The sequence below is a fragment of the Gluconobacter sp. ESL1110 genome (assembly GCF_058107395.1).
The window spans coordinates 93,438-110,935 of the sequence record NZ_JBYLUK010000010.1 but is presented as its reverse complement, the minus strand read 5'-3'; the positions used below and the strand labels follow the sequence as shown (position 1 = coordinate 110,935).

The window sequence follows — 17,498 nt, the reverse complement described above, 5'->3', positions numbered from 1 at the left end:
TTTTGACGGGTATTTCATGGCGTCCTTTTCTTCTTCTCCCGCTGTTCAGGATACCGGGGCGCAACGTCGCCGGGCCTTTACTGTCGTACTGGCAATCGAGTTGTGGGAACGGTTCGGCTATTACGGGATGCAGGCCGTTCTGACGCTGTTCATGGTGCAACAGCTCCGGATGGCAGACACGGCGGCCAATCTGATGATGGGCGCTTTTTCCGCTCTGACGTATATCACACCCGCACTGGGTGGCGTTTTGGGAGACCGTGTTCTGGGAACACGGCGGACCGTCGTCATGGGGACTATTTCCCTAGCTCTTGGTTATGCTTGTCTTGCCGCATCCCTGAACTCCACGACGCTTCTGTTGCTGGCCATGGCTCTGATTTCTACAGGGAATGGTCTGTTCAAGCCCAATGCGGGCAATCTGGTCAGGCGGATTTATGAAGGGGATGATGCCGCGCTGGATGCTGCATTTACGCTCTACTACATGTCCGTAAATGTCGGCTCGACTGTTTCGATGCTGCTGACACCGTGGTTACAGGTCCACTATGGGGCGCCGGTTGCCTTTGCCACATGCTCCGGAGGGCTTGTTGTCGGGCTGCTCTATTATCTGTGGCGGTCCAACTGGCTGGATTATACGGCCAGTCCGATCGAGCAGAAAGGCATTCCGCTCAGTCGGTTTGGGCTGGTAGGACTGGGGTTGCTACTCCTGACGCTTTTTAACGCGTGGATCTTGAGCAGCGATGGTCTTGCAAGAATTTGCGTCATTGTTGCAGGGATTGGCCTGGCCGTTATCTGGGCGGTGTTGTACGGCCGCGCGCCGGCAGAAGAACGTCCCGGCCTGAAACTGACCTATCTGCTCTCCCTGCAGGGGACGATCTATCTGATTTATTATCAGCAGATGATTACGTCTCTCACGCTCTATGCCTTGCGGGATGTGTCCGGTGATTTCAAAATTGCTGGCGTCACGATCCTGCACATGTCCGCCGGACAGTTCCAGGCTCTCAACTCGCTCTGGATCATGGCGCTCAGCCCGATACTGGCCACCGTGTACAATCGCTTCGGTGCACAGGGCCGGGATCTGTCTATCGCCCGCAAGATGTTGATCGGATATGCGATGGTCGCACTGGCCTTTGGTGTCTGGTGGTTTGCAACGGCGGCAACGACGGGCCTTGTTTCTCCATGGATCATGGTTGTGGGCTACGGGCTGCTGTCCTTTGCGGAATTGCTGACCAATGGTCTGGGGCTGGCCATTATCGCCCGTTACGCTCCGGCAAGGCTTGGTGGTTTCATGATGGGCGGCCTTTACCTGCTTTGGGGCATTGCCATGTATGTGGGCAGCGTTATTGCGAATGAGGCTGCCATGCCGGCCGATGTGGCGACATCTGCTGGCAATGTTCTTTATGCGGGTTTGTTCCGGACGCTTTGTGAAATTGCCGTTGCGATTGTCGTGATTCTGGCCTGTATCGAGCCTTTGACGCGGCGTTGGGATCGACAACACATAACTGTGAACAAGAAACTTTCCACGATTTCTTGAACGTGAAACTTTTGTAATTCGGGAGAAAACCTAGGAAAATGATTGGACATCATTTGTCTTAAATCTCCCGAAGGTGCCGATTAGGAAAACAAGCGTCTTCCTCTCTCTATTCCGGACCGGTATCGGCCTGTATTGGACAGTCGTTCACGATTTTCCAGCTACAGGCCACGCGAGAGGGACACGCGAAAAGAAATGCAGAGGTATAGAAGCGGTTTGACGAAGGCTCTGGGGACGGCCTGTCTTTTGAGTACGGCTCTGTCCACATTCCAGATTGCACACGCCGCAACGGCTTCTGCATCTTCTCAAGGATCGGCAGAACTGCCTCGCGCCCATAACAGTGCTGGTCACCCGGTTCTGCGCACGAAATCCATCCAGCCCAGCCCTCTGCTGGTCAAGCCTGCGCCGACGCCTTCACATCTGGCAGCCGCGCAGCCTTCGGATACAACGGAAAGCCGTTTCTTCCCTGCCAGCTTCCACGATTGGTTGACCCAGAGCACCATGACAGGGGACTGGGGCGGCTATCGGACCTGGCTGACGGAAAAAGGTATCAATATCGGCGGGCACTTCCTGCAGGACAGCGCTGGCAACCCTATGGGGGGCAAGGCCAAGACCGTTAGGTATGCGGATGAGTTTGGCCTGAATATTGACCTTGATCTGAAGCGGCTGACTGGCTGGAACCTTGGTCTCTTCCACTTCCTGAGTACGGCCCGACAGGGTCTGGGTATTGGCGCCAAGCTCCCGGCGCTGGATAGCCCTCAGCAGATCTTTGGATCGGGTGAAACCGTCCGCCTGACCCGTCTGTCATGGGAAATGCCGTGGAACCGGTATGTCTCCACGGAAGTCGGTGAAATCAATACCGAGAACGATTTCGAACAGTCCTCCATGTACTGGGGCATGAGCCAGTACTGCCAGTTCGAGTCCAATGCCATCTGTGGTATGCCGCAGTCTGTCGCGATGAACTCGGGTTATGGATATTACCCGACGGCGCATCCGGGGGCGTGGGTGAAGTTCTACCCCGCCGGGAACAATCATTATCTGATCCAGTTTGGTGCGTATTCGGTCGATCCGACGATTGCCAATACGCATAACGGCTGGAAGATGAACCTTCATGGCGCAACGGGCACATACGTTCCGTTCCAGCTTGGCTGGCATCAGGGCGGCAAGGATGATTACAGCGGCCCGCTTCAGACCAATATCAAGATTGGCGGCTACTGGGATTCTTCACAGGTCAAGAATGTCTATGGCCAGCTTGGAACATTCGGCGTTCCGACGGAATATCTGATTTCGGCACCGGTTCAGCAGGTTCGCGGTCGCTTCGGTGGCTGGTTCCAGTTTGACCGTATGCTGGAGCGTGACAAGGCGGATCCGAACCGTGGAACATCGTTCTTCGGCTCTTTTACCTGGGGTGATCCGCGTACGGCGATTGCGCCTTACTTCATCACATGGGGCATCACGCGCAAGGGCACCTTTAAGGATCGCCCGAACGACACGATCAGCCTTGGCATGAAAATGCTGTGGGTGAACCCGAAGCTGACCATCTGGGCGCGCCAGATGCAGGCGGCGGGGGCAACAGGGCTGTACAAGCCTTCTGAAGAACATGCCATCGAACTGAATTACGGCTGGCGCCCGACGCCGTGGCTCGTGATCCGGCCTGGTGCGCAGTACATCATGCATCCGGGTGGTACCAACCGGTACAAGAATGCGCTGCTGATGGATTTCGAGACAGGTATTACCTTCTAAGTTCCGGCTCGGAGCAGAGATGAAAAACGCGCCCCTCCTCATGGGGGCGCGTTTTTTTGTGCCTGATGTCTGATGGGAAATCAGAGATCGGTTGTGAAAGAGAACTTGAACGTCCGGGGCAGGCCCTGAAGCAGATAGCCGTTGAACGCTGAAGACCAGTAACGGGTATTGGCGATGTTATCGATGCCGAAGCGTAGTGTGACGGGCTTGTGATAGGTTGTGAACGTGTAGCGTGCGCCCAGATCAAAGCGTGTCCAGACCGGGATATGAAGAGTGTTGGCCTGATTGACCCATTGCTTGCCCGTGTTGACGACGCGTCCGACCACCGTTGCACCTTTCAGGAAGGGCAGGTCATATTCCAGATTGCCGTTGATCGTGTAGTTGGGCACGCCGATCGCCGTGTTGCCATTATAAGTCCCGCCGGCTGTGCGGCGCAGGGCGGCCTGAATGAGAGTTCCGCCACCATTGAAGCGTAGTCCGGGCAGGATCTGGCCGTTGACGGTCAGTTCCATACCGCGGTTTCGCTGGAGCCCGTTGACACGATAGATGTAGTTTCCGGTTGTTCCCAGTGCTTCAGAATACGCATTGGGCTGTGCGATTTGATAGAAGGCCAGACCTGCACTGAACCGTCCGATGTCGTATTTCGCACCGATTTCGTACTGAGTGGATTTGTAGGGCGGGAAGACTTCCCCAAGATTGATGACATTTCCTGAGGCCACCGCGCCTTTAGCCAAACCTTCGATCCGGTTGAAATATATGGATGTCTGGCGCGTTGGGTGAATGACCAGCCCCACAACCGGTGTGATGGCGTCCTGGTCGTAATGACTGGACTGCGCGCCGCGACCGGTCTTGCTGTAGGCGTATCCGTTGATCAGCATGTTCTGGTAGCGGAAGCCACCAGTCAGCGCGATGCGACCGTTCAGAAACGTCATCGTGTCTGAAAAGAACAGGCTGTAAAGCCGTGTCCAGCTTGTTGTCTGTGGGTTATCCAGTACGCCGCCAACAAATGTCTCAGCCGGGGCGGCTTTCTGCGTCGTGTTGTAAAGATTGGTGGTGAGAGGGGTCAGGGACATCGCATAAGCTGCACCGGTATCTTCCCAAAGGGCCGATCCACCGGCGTTGACTTCATGTTTGATGAAGCCTGTGCGGAAATGTGCGCGGACGCCTGCGCGCGTGCTTTCGTTTGTCTGCGAATACGGCACATACATGGCTCCGGCTGTTCCGTCGCCTGTCGTGGGATTTGTGATGGTCGGGGTGGAGTAGTTGCCTTTTTCATCGCCGTGCAGCGCGCCAAAGGCACCATACAGGGTCACGTTCTTCGAAAGATCATGCTCGATATTGAGCATCCCAAAAATGTAATTCAGATCGTTATAAGCCCATTTTTGCCCATAATTATGAGATGGCGAAACGGCACGCGGTACGGATGTGACTGCGCTACCCAGGAAGATTGCGGGTCTGCCGCCATCGACGCCCTGGTTCTGATAATTCATGTCCATTGAGATACGGGTGCTGTTATCCCGGCTGTGCCAGTCAAAATCTGCACCCAGAGCCGTCGAATGGCGATATTCGTTATTAATAGAATCTTCGCCCGATTGTCCTGCGACATTCAGCCGGACACCGAACTGTTTTTCCGTTCCGAAGCGCCGCCCGACGTCGATGCTGCCGTCTCCCATGGCGCTGCTGGTATACCCTGCGCTCAGGCGTGTAATCGGTGCATCCGTGGCGTGTTTGAACATGAGGTTGATGTTGCCGCCGATGGCTGACCCGCCCGGTGCAGCCCCGTTCAGAAATGCGCTGGCTCCATTGAGAACCTGCACGCTGTCATAAAGCTGTGGAGAGACGAGCTGGCGGGGGGTGATGCCGTACAGGCCGTTGATGGCGACGTCGTCTCCGTTCACGGCGAAGCCACGAATGACGAACATCTCTGAGAAATTGCCGTATCCATACGTGGTGCGGACAGAGGGATCATTTTCCAAAACCTGTCCGAGCGTCTGGGACTGTTGGTTCAGGATCATGCTGGAAGAATAGCTGCGGATGTTGAAAGGCACGTCCAGGCCTTTCTTGTTTCCTAGAACACCAAGCTGACCACCGCTTGTGACTTCCATCTGGTTCCGGCGCTTCGCCTTGACGACGATTTCTTCGTCATTCGGAGTCGACGTTTTTGAAACGGGGGCTGTGTTCTGGGTAGCCTGCTGCGATGCAACGGAAGAGCTGGTCGCGGCTGTCGCAAGGATAGGGAAGGTTGTGCCGGCGAGGAGGATGCAGGCCAGGCGGCTACGGGATCGTCTGGTGTGGAAGATCGGATGTACGCGCACGATGGAAGCCTCGATTGGAGGAGAAGGTGAGCGCTACATACGGGAATGAGAATTAATCTCAAATAGATTGATGTAACGTAATATGATTTCGGGCTCAGCGTGGCTTTTGCGCCATAAAACAAGCGGAGCCCAAAAGAGGCTCCACTATATCGTCAGATGCAAAGTGGACTGCGTCAGAGCACGACTGTGAACTGGACTCCCAGTACCGCCGCATCATGGAATGTCGTCGTGGCACTTGGGCGCTGGATGTACTGAAAGTCTGGCTGGATCGCCATCGCACGGGCGACATGGGCGCTGTAGAACAGTTCGTACACGTTCTCATGGCTCTGCGGACCATAGACCGCGCCCCATTGTGTATCCTGATAGGGAAGATTGAGGTTTTTGGAAGATTCCTGCTGGAGGGCGGCAGTCGTACTCATGTCGAAGTGCTGCCACATGGCGCCGACGGTATCGAGCGGCCGCCCCCACGCTTTGCCTGTATCCAGCATTCCAACCCATGTGTGATCGCGCATGGAAACCGTCTGGCCGTCACTATACATGGCGCCTGCCATGAGGATCAGACCATTGGTATCGCCTGGGCCATTGCGCATGAGCATCTGGTCCATGATGAGCCATGCACTGTTTCGACCTGCTTCATAGCGGCGAGGCAGGCCCGTCTGCTGCCAGGAATTGCCGTGAATGTCTTCATACAGGTTGGGGTAGCGTGAGTTGTCGTAGGAATAACCAAGTTCGTAGTGGCCAACGAGGCGGTTCTTCCCGAAATGTGGCACCCATCCAATCTCAATTGGTGTTGAGAACTTGCCCAATCCGGACTGGGCCCACGACCAACCGGAGATGCCGCCGTTATAGGCATGAGGGCTGACTGCAAACAGACCGCCCATGATGTAGGTATCGACGGTTGGCATGACACGAACGATGGCTGCCAGGTTACCGGATGGCCAGTCACGGTTGCCTTCTGTATATTTGTTTGGTGCCGGGTTGCCGCATACCGCCACGTTCATGAAGTCGCAGAACAGGGGAGACGCTGCAAAGAAGGAGCCTACAGGAATCCAGCCGGCGCTGATGTCGATGCGGTTATGGTAAAAGGACGTCTCGCCATACATCGAGACCAGATGGGCAACCACGTTCCCGCGGGCGCCATAAATCTCCTGAACAGGTGCGATGGAATCTCCGAACATGCGCGACACGTTCTGACCGTGACCGTTGACGATCAGGGTGTGGGTCCAGAAATTCGGAATACCGGCCAGCTTGTCCCAGTCGACGTCCAGTTCAACGCCGACCTGACCTGTATCTGAATAAGCGCGCTGCTTTCCGCCAGTGATGTTTCCGGCGAATTCTTCGTTGATGGAAGCGAGAAGGTGAATGCCGTGGTCCACCAGCCAAGGCTGGATGCCACCCCAGTCTCCAAAGAAATGCTGTGATCCCATGGGTGCTGCAAAGAAGGACCCAGGGTCTGCGATGTCGTCGGAGGCTCCTGCGCTGCGAACGCCACGCATGTTTTTCTGCAAAAGAGGAACGCGGCGGCCTGTGTCCATGGGGTGAGGTGTGAGTTCGGATTTGCTGTTGCCGGCAGACGGTTCCGCAGAAGGACCTGCTGTGGGCGTAGATCCGGAAGGAGAGGCCGCCTGTCCGAGGGCGTGTCCGGGCAGGAAGGCCAGTGTCGTGGCGGACAGGACGCCGAGCAGGGCCGAACGAAAAAATCCGGAACGAGGAACGCGAGCGGAAATAGGCAGCACGACCATGAGGCAGCAGGTCTCTCTTCTGTCTGATGATGGTGGGGTGGAAAACATGTTTTCTTCGTTGTTGTTCCCGTGATGGGACGAAGAAAATGAATTCCAATTTAGGGAGGGAGACATGGTGTGTCGCAGAACGGTCCCCCCAGTGTCAATGCGTCGAAGGGATTAAGCTGGGTTGGGAGGGTAGGATCTGTTGGATTGTGACGTTGTGTGGATGGAGACTTGTCGGGTCTGAATAATTGGCAACCTCGGGGTTTCTATAGCGTAAAGGAGGGTCTCTTATTTTTTCAAGACACAGGAGGCAGCATGATGTTTTCTCGTTCCATGCTGAAACAGGCAGCTTCAGGGCTTGGCCTGGGAGCGATATTATTGGTGGGATCGGCTGCGGCCGATACGGCTACACCACCGGCTCCGCCTCCTGTTCCCGCAATGGACGCTCCTTTGCAGCTTGGAACGGTTTCTGTGCAGGGCAATAAGAGTGTTCCATCAGAGGATATTCTGAAGACGTTCGGTTACCAGTCTGGTCAGAGTGTGACCCGTGCTCAGCTTTCTGCGGCGCAAAAGCGTGTGGCAGATCTGTATCAGTCCCGGGGCATAGGGACGGATCTTGGCGAACAGATGCACATTTCCGCTGACAAGGTGGACGTAAAGCTTGTTCTTCGGGAGGAAGTTCCACGTAATCACGAGGCGCGGAAACTCATTCTCGACAAGGTCGCCTTTGACGGAAACAGCAGCGTTCCAACACCGGCTTTGGCGGCCGCAACGCATCTGCAGGAAGGTGCGACTATTTCAGACGAGACGCTGGCTGCTGACGAAGCGGCGATCCAGAAGGTTTATCAGGAGAAGAAGCTGGGTGCTGAAATCCAGCCTCAGGTTGTCTACCCCAATCATGACAACCATTTGGTTCTGGTCTGGCAGATCAAGGAACGTGAGGGAGAGAGGACCCCGTACTGACCAGGCTTCGTGTCAGGACAGGGTTTCTGGGTCGAGTGGCTGTGGGGTTAGAACAGAAGGCAGGTAGAGCGGATGCTCCGGTCTGCCGCTCTTGCTAAGCCGTAGCGCAGTGACTTTGATGCCATGATGGCCCAGCATTCGGGCCACTTCGGTTCCACGGGGCCTGAGGGCTTTGGCCTGTGGGGCCCCGTAGGCTAGAACGACCAGATCTGCTTTTTTCGCCATGGTCAGAAGATGGGCGTCATTGTCTGGCCCGATCGGATCGTCAACTTCCAGAAGGCGTTTCTGATCCGTACAGCGATAGGCAAAGCTGTTTCCAACAAAAATGCCGCCATATCCCCATGCACGAGCATAGCGCTGGCATTTGGCGACTGTTCGGTCATCCCCGATTTCCGTGGCGACAGACGGGTTCATCATCAGCCACATCATCATCGGTTTGCTGTCGTCCCACACGCGCTCAAGTGTGTAACGGTAGCAGTCGCCCGGACCTGCATAGAGGGCTGTGCTGCGCACGTCTTCTGACAGGCGAAGGGGGCGTGCATGCCCAACATGATGTTGACCAAACAGGTCGGCAGAACCAGCCAGCTCCTTTTCAGAAGCGGGGTGGGAAGAACGGGACATGGCAGGAAAATCCGGAGGATGGTGTGACGGCGTTAGTGACCGGCTTTAAGGGCTTTCACGGCAGCCAGTGCCCGCTCGACATGTTCATCCGGTGACATGGAGGCATAGGACAGAACGATATGCCCGTCCGGAGCAATCACATAGGACGTACGGCTGGCCAGATGTTTTGCGGGCATCTTGGCCTTATAAGAGTTCGTTACGATACCGTTTGGGTCTGCTGCAACAGGAAAGGCGCTGCGGCATTCGCTGACAGAAAACTTTGTCAACTTGTCGATCGGATCCATGGAGATGCCAATAACGGTTGCGCCCATTTCCTTGAACTGCGGAATGGCCTCTGCAAAATCATGAGCTTCGATCGTGCATCCCTTGGTGAAGGCTGCAGGATAGAAATACAGGACAACCGGGCCTGTCTTCAGGGCATCGGCAAGATGATAGCTGAACTGGTGTCCGCCCATGCTGGCCTGAGCCGTGAAATCAGGAGCGTGGGCTCCGGTTTCCAGTGCGGCATGGGCCGGGGAGGCAAGAGTGCCAATCGAAGCGAGGGCGCAGAAAGCGGAGATTGGCAGCAGAAGGCGCATAGGGTCAGTTCTGTTTCCTGAATGAGTGTCAGAATGTGCCGGGGGGGACCACGACACAGGGTGAACCGTGCGGCAGATGCTGGCAGGCTGCAAGAGCACTTTCATGCGTCAGACCGGTCAAACGTGCGCGATACAGATGGCCCTTGCCCGTTTTGACGCTGGCAACTTGTGTTCGTGCAGAAGCAACGGCGACACCGGCGCGGCTGTGTGCCTGAGAGGCGGCTGTATTGGCCTGACTGGCATTGGCGAATGCGCCGACCTGGATCGCCCATGTGCGCGGCCCCGATGTATCCTGCTGAACGGGTGCCGCACGACGGGCAATGGGCGCGGGACCTGGCGACAGGCGATATTGCTGCTGGTTGGCGGCAGGCATGATGGCCATGATCGGCTGTGGCTTCAGGCGATGCCCGATGGGGATTTCCTGCGCGGTTACCTGACTGTCAGCCAGTTCGGTATCCATGCTGTTTGCAACGGCTGGTCGATAGGCTGCTGCCTGAACCGTTGGTGTGGGGGAGGTGATGCCGCGTGCTGCCCATGCGGCGCTGACGCTGCTCGGTCCTGCGGCAGGTGTCGCTGCGGAAGCCACGGCAACAGGCGTCTCTGGAACTTCGGCAACTTCTACTGGAGCGGCAGAAGACGCGCTCGTATCAGCAGTATCTTTGTGCGACCAGGCGGCACTGACAGCCTGACTGGTCGGAGAGGCTGGAGCACTGTTTTCTGCAATCTGGATTTGGGCGTTCGGATCATGCTGGGCGACCAGAAGATCTGCTGCCGAACGGTTATGAGGCGTTATGCCCGCAATCCGTGGTCCGATGGAGGCAACATACCGGCGTGTTTCACGCGGCAACGGACGTCCCCGGCGGAGGTAGCTGTCCAGACTTCCCGGGCCATCGTTATAGGCGGCCAGAAATCCGGGAGAGCCATAAATATCGTACATCTGCCGGAGATAGGCTGTCCCGGCGAGGATATTGTCGTGTGGATCGAAAGGGTCGTCCCCGAGGCCGTATTGCTGACGCATGTCGTCATAAGTTGGTGGCATCAACTGGAGGAGACCCATGGCGCCGGGCGTCGAGGTTATGAAGTTGCCGTTGTGATCAAAAAGATGACCACCAGATTCCTGCTGCATGACGGCCCGAATCCACTGTCCCGGCACGTCGAAACGTGCGGATGCCTCTTCAATATAGGGACCCCACGGATCATCCGGCGGCCCTGGAGGCGCGTAATATGACTTGGCGTGAGCCCGGTATTTTGCAGCTTCCTGCGTTACGGGCAGGCGCGAGGTCGAGCTCATGTCGGCTGTGTCAGCGCACGCCGCGAGCAGGCCAATCAGACCAAGTGCCAGACCGGAACGGAGGACGGTCTTGAAACGTGGAGTAGTCTGGGGCGGCACGGCGGAGCTGGGCATCGGGGCAGGGTACCTGACAAGGGAAGAACTGTCGCAACCTACAAAGCATACACAGGGATTACGGCAAAACTAGGAAAAATGACGAAAACCGGACGTTTTCCGGGAACCCTCTCTACCTTGAGGGCATACGCACCGTTACATGGGGAAAACACAGGGAGCCATCAAGGGCTGCCTGCTTGCGGGATAAGGGTCTATGGGTTAGGCGGACCATATGAGCGCATTGTCTCCGGCCCCGACCGAACCTCACGTTGACAGTCTGTCGACGCCTGCTTCCGGCCTGATGAAGTTCGATCAGCGCCGTGGCAGCCCTGCCGCGCGTGCGTGGAATGATTTCTGCGAAACGCGGCAGCTCTGGCGGCTGGGTGTCATGCTGGGCTGGCTGGATATCAAACTGCGCTATCGCGGGTCAGCGCTCGGTCCCTTCTGGCTGACCATTACGTCCGTCCTCATGGTGGCGTCCATGGGTGTTCTGTACGGGCGGCTGTTTCATCAGGATCTCAAGGTTTATCTGCCGTTCCTGGCACTGTCCCTGACGCTCTGGCAAACCGGTCTGGCCAGTCTTGTACAGGAATCCTGTACGAGCTTTCTTGATGCGGACAGCATGATCCGATCCAGCCGTTTGCCTCTCCTGCTTCAGGCTGTTCGGGTTGTGGTCCGCAATGCCATCGTGTTCGGGCATAACATCATCGTGCCGATTGGTGTTTTTGCCCTCTACCATGTCTGGCCGGGTGCTTCGGCCTTGCTCGCTATTCCCTCGCTGCTGTTGTGGGGAATCGACGGTTTCGCGGCCTCAATGCTGCTTGGTGCGCTCTGTGCACGTTTCAGGGATATTCCGCCGATCGTCGGTGCCCTGATGCAGATCGTATTTTACGTCACCCCGGTCATCTGGCAGCCGGAACAACTCGCGGGCAAGGCCAGGTTCCTGCTTTACAATCCGTTCTATGCCTTGCTGGAAATCGTTCGTGCACCCTTGTTGGGGCACGTTCCGTCAGCGGGTGTATGGGGTGTGGCCGTTGGAACGAGTGCGGTGTTCTGCGCTCTGGCAGTTTGGGTTTTTGTGCGTGTCCGGGCGCGTCTGGTGTTCTGGATCTGAGCATGACCCATATCCGTCTTGAAAATCTGTCCCTGTCATTTCCCGTTCTGCATGGCGCCTCGCGGTCGCTGAAAAAGACGCTATTGGCGCGTGCAAAAGCGACCGTTACGAAGCCTGCCAGTGTGGGCGGCCGGATGCGCCTTGGTGCTGCTGCTTCTGATGCTGTTCTGGTTCAGGCACTTTCGGGTCTGACATTTCAGATTGAGGGTGGTGAGCGTGTTGGCCTGATCGGTCATAACGGGGCCGGGAAGTCCACGCTGCTTCGCGTTCTGGCCGGGATTTATGAAACGACAGACGGTGTGCTGGACATTGAAGGGGACAGTCATGCTCTGATTGATCCGCAGTCCGGCATGAACCCTGAACTGACAGGCCGTGAAAACCTTCATCTGTTTGCATGTCGGATGGGAGTAGCCAAGGAGCATATTGCCCGGCTTGAAGCGGATGTTGAAGCTTTTGCCGAACTGGGACCGTTTTTCGATCTGCCTGTTCGGCTTTACTCGTCTGGCATGGGAATCCGATTAGGTTTTGCACTGGCGACGGTGCCACGTCCAAGCATTCTTCTGATGGACGAATGGTTTATGGCTGGTGATCAGCGCTTTCAGGACAAGGCAAAGAACCGGATGGAAGGCATGGTGGATGCTGCCGAAATCCTTATCGTCACGTCGCATTCCCTTCCGGTTCTGCGGAAATGGTGCACACGTATTCTGTGGATGGAGGGGGGGCAGGTTCGTATGGATGGGCCGACCCAGACGGTTCTGGATGCGTATGAAGCGTCTCTGGCCTGAGTTCTGCGATTTGGTCTGACCCGAAGGGTGCGGTAGTCTTGGGCGAGTTTATCACCCTCATGGAGACAGACCATGTCTTATGCCGCAATTGATGCAGCCCGCGTTGCCAAGGCCGCCAAGTCTGCCCTGCAGACGCTCTCCACGGTCAAGGAGCAGTCCGAAGCGCATCAGCGCAAGACGATCATGATCGAGCGCATTGAAGCCCTCGCTACGGCCGCTGCTGACACGAAAGACTGCAACCAGATCACGCTGACGTCTGAAGAGTTCTGGCTGATTTCCAAGAACTGGTAACAGCCTTTCGGGCAGGGGAGACCCTGCCTGTTACCGCTGGTAGGACGCGATTTCTACCAGATTGCCGTCAGGGTCCCGACAATAAACGGACGTGATGGGGCCGAGAGCTCCCAAGCGCGCCACAGGACCTTCCGTCACCACAACACCGCATTTTTCCAGATGGCGGATAACGTCTTCGCTGGCGATGGCTGAGGTGAAGCAAAGATCGGACGTGCCCGGCTGCGCGCCTTCTGCCGTTTCCCAGCCCTCGGAATTTTCCGGCCGAAGATTAATCTTCTGCCCCCCGAAGCACAGGGCAACACGGTTGTTCCGCCCGTACTCCTCGATATCCATACCGAGAACCCGCTGATACCAGGACGCCGAGATGGTCCTGTCACGGACGGTCAGAACGATGTGATCGAGGCGATCGACGGTAAAGCGCATGATGATCCCTTACGAGAACGGCGTCAGAGGCCCCGGAGCAAACCTTCCGGGGCGGAAGGTTTTCAGGTCGGCGGGCGCTTGCGGAAGGCTGCCAGACTGACGACTTCAGCCTCTTTCTTTTCTTCATCGGCAGGAGGCTCTTCGATCCGGACTTCCGGATGATGAGCCGGATCAATGTCGTCAGGCTCGACGGCGTCTTCCGGGATCTCGATGTCCTCATCATCCTGCATGGAACTGACAAAGCGCAGAGCCATACGGATATGCGGATCGGCAAAGGCCGTGATGGCGGAGACGGGAATCACCAGAATGCTGCCAACGCCCCCGAAGGACAGACCAACGGAAATGGTGTTCTTGTCGCGATCCAGTGCCAGATCCCAGAACTGGTGCTGAAGAACGATGGTCATTTCTTCCGGGTACTGCGCGCGCAGGCGAGCCGGAATGATCACGTCCGGGCGGTTGGTGCGGAATGTCAGATAGAAATGGTGGGCACCGGGCAGGCCTTCTGCGGCGACGTGCTCAATGGCACGCAGCATGACTTCACGGTAGGCGTCTTCCACCCAGTCGTCATAGGGGAGAAGGCTTTCCGGCAGTTCGTGTTCGAAGCCGTCCTGGCCGTTGTGATCGTCGTCGCTCATGGTCGTAAGCCTGATGTTTCAGTCAATCCTCTCAGGGATGCGACAGACAGGCCTGAATGGCAAGACGTTTTGCAGAAAAGGAAATTTGAGGTGGGAGGGCTTCTGTTGCCCGGTGCCCTCCCGAACCGCGCTTATCGCTTATGCAGCGACAGCGAGCACCTCAGAGTTATCGTTGGCACTTGTAAGTTTAGCCCGATGACGGTGGTACAATGCCGGGCAAAAGATAAGTCTTTACCATGCGCGTCGAGCCTGTTTCGTCCCCACAGATCCCTTTTGCGAGGAATTTTTTCTGGTGGAGACGCCGGGCACTGCCCCCGGGTCCACAACACTTATTTCACTTACCGTTTATCGCCATAGCCGGGGACGAACCCCTTGCACCGCTGAACATAGGAGTGCTGTTGCCGTCCTGCAAGGGGAAAAGACGAAGCGTGTGATGACAGTGGCCGGACTCGTCTCGAACGGTGGCGGGAGATGTTTCGTCATGCTAGAGCCGCGCCCTATGGCACTGACATCCGAACAGCGCGCTGAGATCGAAGCTCAGCGCAACGAGCCCCAGCTGACCTCCCGCCCGACCGTTCCGGCGATGGAGAAACTCCTTTTCGCGCCTATCGAAGTGCTGGACCATGGGTTCCTGCGCGTTGTCGATTACATGGGCGATGATGGGGCCGTCGTTCAGGCTGCCCGCGTGTCCTATGGTCGCGGAACGAAGAAGGTTTCCGAGGATGCGGGCCTGATCCGTTATCTGATGCGGCATCGTCATTCCACGCCGTTTGAAATGTGCGAGATCAAGTTTCATGTGAAGCTGCCGGTGTTTGTGGCGCGGCAATGGATTCGCCACCGCATGGCGAGCGTGAACGAGTATTCTGCGCGCTATTCCATTCTGGATCGTGAGTTTTACCTGCCCGCGCTGGACCAGGTTGCCTCCCAGAGCGCCTCTAATCGACAGGGACGGAGCGAGGCTCTTGATCCGGAGACGGCGGAGCGTGTTCTGGAGATTCTGCGTCGCGATGCGAGTCAGTGCTACGATGATTATGAGAGCCTGCTGAATCCGGATGAGACCGGTCTGGCCCGCGAATTGGCGCGGATGAACCTGACGCTCAACACCTATACGCAGTGGTACTGGAAGATTGATCTGCACAATCTGATGCACTTCCTGGCCCTGCGCGCCGATCCGCATGCGCAGTACGAAATCCGCGTTTATGCAGAAAAAATGATCGAACTGCTCCATGCCTGGGTTCCAGCAACGGCTGCTGCCTTTGAAGAATACCGTCGTGGCGCATTCACGTTCTCGGCAGGAATGCTCAAGGTGTTGCGTCGTCGTCTGGCAGGCGAGGCTGTCACGCAGGAGACGTCGGGTCTGACGAAACGCGAATGGATCGAGATGAACGCCATCATCGATTCTGAAGCATAAGGACGGTTGCGTCCTGCATGAGCGATCTTGATAAAATTCTGAATAATCCTGCGTCTGTGCAGGAAGATTCTGCTCCCGGATTCGACCCCCGGCCACCGCGGATGTGGCCATGGGCGATTCTGGCAGGATTGCTCATGCTCGCTTCGGTTTTTATTCATGTTTTCTGGCCTGTTCCGCCACATAAACACATGGCTCTGTGCAAACATGGTCTGACGGAACACTGCTATAAAGTAGATCCGACAGCGGAAGACTGAAGGCCCGTTTTTGTACGTCTTGCAGTCGGTGGACGATCTGTTTTTCCAGAATCGCTGTTTCTGAACGGATTCCCCTGAGAACGAATGTAGAAACCTGCCGGACTCACATTCCAGGACTCTTAATCAACAAACTTATCCACAGGGTTCTACCCCGGAAAAGTGGATAACAAATTGCGCGTAGTTCTCTGAAGAGAATCGCGTCAAAGTCTTGATTTTCTGGGAAAAATCGTGGTGCCGGGTGAGGGATTTGAACCCCCGGCCTTCGGTTTACAAAACCGCTGCACTACCACTGTGCTAACCCGGCATCCACAGCCCGGCTTTTTCCATGCCGAGGCCCCTTTGGTCAAGCGTCAGAGAGACGATTTCTGTAATTTTCTCACTTTGATGGTGCCATGAGGCTTGGTGGAGGGGGGAGATGGGACGAGTTGTTTGTGAATCCATAGCCGTCAGATGAGAGCCCGTGATGGACTACAGGGGGGCGGGCGCAGGCTGAGAGGAGCAGCGCTGTTCCCAGAAGCAGAATACGGGTCATGAGGAAGCCTTTTCTTCGGATGCGGCAAGTGCGGCGGCAATGGTGGAAGCGAGAGCCGTATAGGCGCGTGCCGCTTCGCTGGCAGGGGCGGAGAGGATAATCGGAGTGCCATCGTCTCCGCTTGCCCGGATATCGGCCAGAAGGGGAATTTCCCCAAGGAAAGGAACACCAAGGCGTTTTGCTTCTTCCTGCGCGCCACCGTGACCGAACAATTCAGTCCGATGATTGCAGTTCGGGCAGCAGAAATAGGACATGTTCTCAACGACACCGAGAATGGGTGTTTCCATCCGTTCGAACATGGAGACACCGCGGCGGGCATCCAGCAGGGCAATATCCTGCGGTGTGGAGACAATAACGGCTCCACCCTTGGCCATCTTGGCCCCAAGCTTCTGGGCCAGCGTCAGTTGAGCGTCTCCGGTTCCCGGCGGCATGTCGATGACGAGGACATCCAGTTCGCCCCAGTCTACTTCTCCCAGAAACTGTGTCAGAGCCCCCATGACCATTGGTCCACGCCAGATCATGGCCTGATGCTCATCCACCAGATACCCGATGGACATGCTTTTCAGGCCCCAGGCCTCGATAGGGAGGATACGCCCGTCCACAACTTCCGGACGTGCATTCTTGCCCAGCATCCGGGGAAGGGAAGGGCCATAAATGTCGGCATCCAGAAGGCCGGTGCGGACGCCCTGCTTTGCCAGACCGGCTGCGAGATTGACGGCTGTGGTGGATTTTCCGACGCCCCCCTTTCCGGAAGCCACGGCAACAACGGCTTTTACACCTGGCAGAAGCGTTTCGGGGGCATGACGGCTTGATGCGTTGCGGCTTTGTCCGCCCAGATTGAAAGGACGGTGCCCACCACCTGCCGGAGCATTGGCTGGTGGCGGCGTCGTGGCGCGATGGGCCGTCAGGGAGATTGTCGCTCCTGTCAGACCGGGAATGCGGGCGATTTCCGCTTCCACATGATGGCGGATTGGTTCCATGCGGGAGACATTGTCACGCGACGTTGCAAGAGACACATGCGCGTGCCCGTCCCGCACTGAAACTCCTTCTAGAGAGGCAAAGGCCAGAACATTGGAACCCAGACCGGCCTGCTCGCTTCCAAGAATTTCGGAAATGCGTTTCTCGGCACTGACAGACGGCGTGTCGGAAGGGGTAGTCGGGGGGGGGGTACGATCGGTCATGCCAAGACTCTTTTCT

General features: G+C 56.7%; 16 protein-coding genes, 1 tRNA gene and 1 other RNA gene. 8 read left to right on the top strand and 10 right to left on the bottom strand.

Translation table 11 applies throughout. The features are described from left to right. Positions 1-16: 16 nt before the first annotated feature. Together AC3B6F_RS12815 and AC3B6F_RS12810 are read left to right on the top strand one after the other, a co-directional pair. Positions 17-1,528: a peptide MFS transporter gene (locus tag AC3B6F_RS12815; RefSeq protein ID WP_010504588.1), complete on the top strand. Its 1,512-nt coding sequence runs from the start codon at positions 17-19 to the stop codon at positions 1,526-1,528. Positions 1,529-1,720: 192 nt separating this feature from the next. Next, a complete protein-coding gene (locus AC3B6F_RS12810) occupies positions 1,721-3,268 on the top strand; it encodes a carbohydrate porin (protein WP_489824646.1) in 1,548 nt (515 codons plus the stop codon). An 80-nt stretch (positions 3,269-3,348) separates the two neighbouring features. On the opposite strand, the gene AC3B6F_RS12805 is transcribed toward AC3B6F_RS12810, so the two are convergent. After that, entirely contained in the window at positions 3,349-5,583 is a 2,235-nt protein-coding gene (locus AC3B6F_RS12805; protein WP_489824645.1) for a TonB-dependent receptor, read from the bottom strand. 173 nt (positions 5,584-5,756) lie between these two features. Beyond that, entirely contained in the window at positions 5,757-7,325 is a 1,569-nt protein-coding gene (locus tag AC3B6F_RS12800; RefSeq protein ID WP_489824644.1) for a carbohydrate porin, read from the bottom strand. A gap of 300 nt (positions 7,326-7,625) precedes the next feature. Here AC3B6F_RS12800 and AC3B6F_RS12795 point away from each other — a divergent pair, with 300 nt between their 5' ends. Further along, entirely contained in the window at positions 7,626-8,273 is a 648-nt protein-coding gene (locus tag AC3B6F_RS12795) for a POTRA domain-containing protein (RefSeq protein ID WP_489824643.1), read from the top strand. Between the two features lie 12 nt (positions 8,274-8,285). Here the strand turns inward: AC3B6F_RS12795 and AC3B6F_RS12790 are convergent, their stop codons facing one another. From AC3B6F_RS12790 to AC3B6F_RS12780, 3 genes are read right to left on the bottom strand one after another with little or no spacing between them, the layout of a single operon-like run. Next, positions 8,286-8,894 carry a DUF1643 domain-containing protein gene (locus AC3B6F_RS12790; protein ID WP_489824642.1) on the bottom strand — a complete coding sequence of 203 codons (609 nt, stop codon included), beginning with the start codon at positions 8,892-8,894 and terminating at the stop codon, positions 8,286-8,288. Positions 8,895-8,926: 32 nt separating this feature from the next. Then, a complete protein-coding gene (locus AC3B6F_RS12785) occupies positions 8,927-9,472 on the bottom strand; it encodes a peroxiredoxin (protein ID WP_489824641.1) in 546 nt (181 codons plus the stop codon). Positions 9,473-9,500: 28 nt separating this feature from the next. Continuing rightward, positions 9,501-10,877, bottom strand: a complete 1,377-nt coding sequence (locus tag AC3B6F_RS12780; RefSeq protein ID WP_489824640.1) for a transglycosylase SLT domain-containing protein — start codon at positions 10,875-10,877, stop codon at positions 9,501-9,503. Positions 10,878-11,088: 211 nt separating this feature from the next. On the opposite strand from AC3B6F_RS12780, the gene AC3B6F_RS12775 reads away from it, so the two are divergent. From AC3B6F_RS12775 to AC3B6F_RS12765, 3 genes are all read left to right on the top strand, one after another. Continuing rightward, a complete protein-coding gene (locus AC3B6F_RS12775; RefSeq protein WP_010504605.1) occupies positions 11,089-11,970 on the top strand; it encodes an ABC transporter permease in 882 nt (293 codons plus the stop codon). Between the two features lie 2 nt (positions 11,971-11,972). Beyond that, entirely contained in the window at positions 11,973-12,755 is a 783-nt protein-coding gene (locus tag AC3B6F_RS12770) for an ABC transporter ATP-binding protein (RefSeq protein WP_489824639.1), read from the top strand. Positions 12,756-12,827: 72 nt separating this feature from the next. Beyond that, on the top strand, positions 12,828-13,046 hold the full coding sequence (locus tag AC3B6F_RS12765; RefSeq protein WP_062015769.1) for a hypothetical protein: 219 nt from the start codon (positions 12,828-12,830) through the stop codon (positions 13,044-13,046). 30 nt (positions 13,047-13,076) lie between these two features. Here the strand turns inward: AC3B6F_RS12765 and AC3B6F_RS12760 are convergent, their stop codons facing one another. From AC3B6F_RS12760 to ssrA, 3 genes are all read right to left on the bottom strand, one after another. Continuing rightward, the gene (locus AC3B6F_RS12760; RefSeq protein ID WP_010504611.1) at positions 13,077-13,469 is read right to left on the bottom strand and encodes a VOC family protein; all 393 of its coding nucleotides are present in this window, start codon (positions 13,467-13,469) and stop codon (positions 13,077-13,079) included. A gap of 62 nt (positions 13,470-13,531) precedes the next feature. Beyond that, positions 13,532-14,104, bottom strand: a complete 573-nt coding sequence (locus tag AC3B6F_RS12755; RefSeq protein WP_489824638.1) for an SspB family protein — start codon at positions 14,102-14,104, stop codon at positions 13,532-13,534. 91 nt (positions 14,105-14,195) lie between these two features. Further along, positions 14,196-14,520: a transfer-messenger RNA gene (gene ssrA, locus AC3B6F_RS12750) on the bottom strand. Between the two features lie 83 nt (positions 14,521-14,603). On the opposite strand from ssrA, the gene thyX reads away from it, so the two are divergent. Together thyX and AC3B6F_RS12740 are read left to right on the top strand one after the other, a co-directional pair. Beyond that, positions 14,604-15,515, top strand: coding sequence for an FAD-dependent thymidylate synthase (thyX, locus tag AC3B6F_RS12745; protein ID WP_062015775.1), 912 nt, complete (start codon positions 14,604-14,606; stop codon positions 15,513-15,515). Between the two features lie 17 nt (positions 15,516-15,532). Further along, positions 15,533-15,769: a hypothetical protein gene (locus AC3B6F_RS12740; RefSeq protein WP_010504617.1), complete on the top strand. Its 237-nt coding sequence runs from the start codon at positions 15,533-15,535 to the stop codon at positions 15,767-15,769. A 229-nt stretch (positions 15,770-15,998) separates the two neighbouring features. Here the strand turns inward: AC3B6F_RS12740 and AC3B6F_RS12735 are convergent. Both AC3B6F_RS12735 and AC3B6F_RS12730 read right to left on the bottom strand, forming a co-directional pair. Continuing rightward, a tRNA-Thr gene (locus AC3B6F_RS12735) sits at positions 15,999-16,073 on the bottom strand. Between the two features lie 224 nt (positions 16,074-16,297). After that, positions 16,298-17,482: an Mrp/NBP35 family ATP-binding protein gene (locus AC3B6F_RS12730; RefSeq protein ID WP_489824637.1), complete on the bottom strand. Its 1,185-nt coding sequence runs from the start codon at positions 17,480-17,482 to the stop codon at positions 16,298-16,300. Positions 17,483-17,498 lie beyond the last annotated feature (16 nt).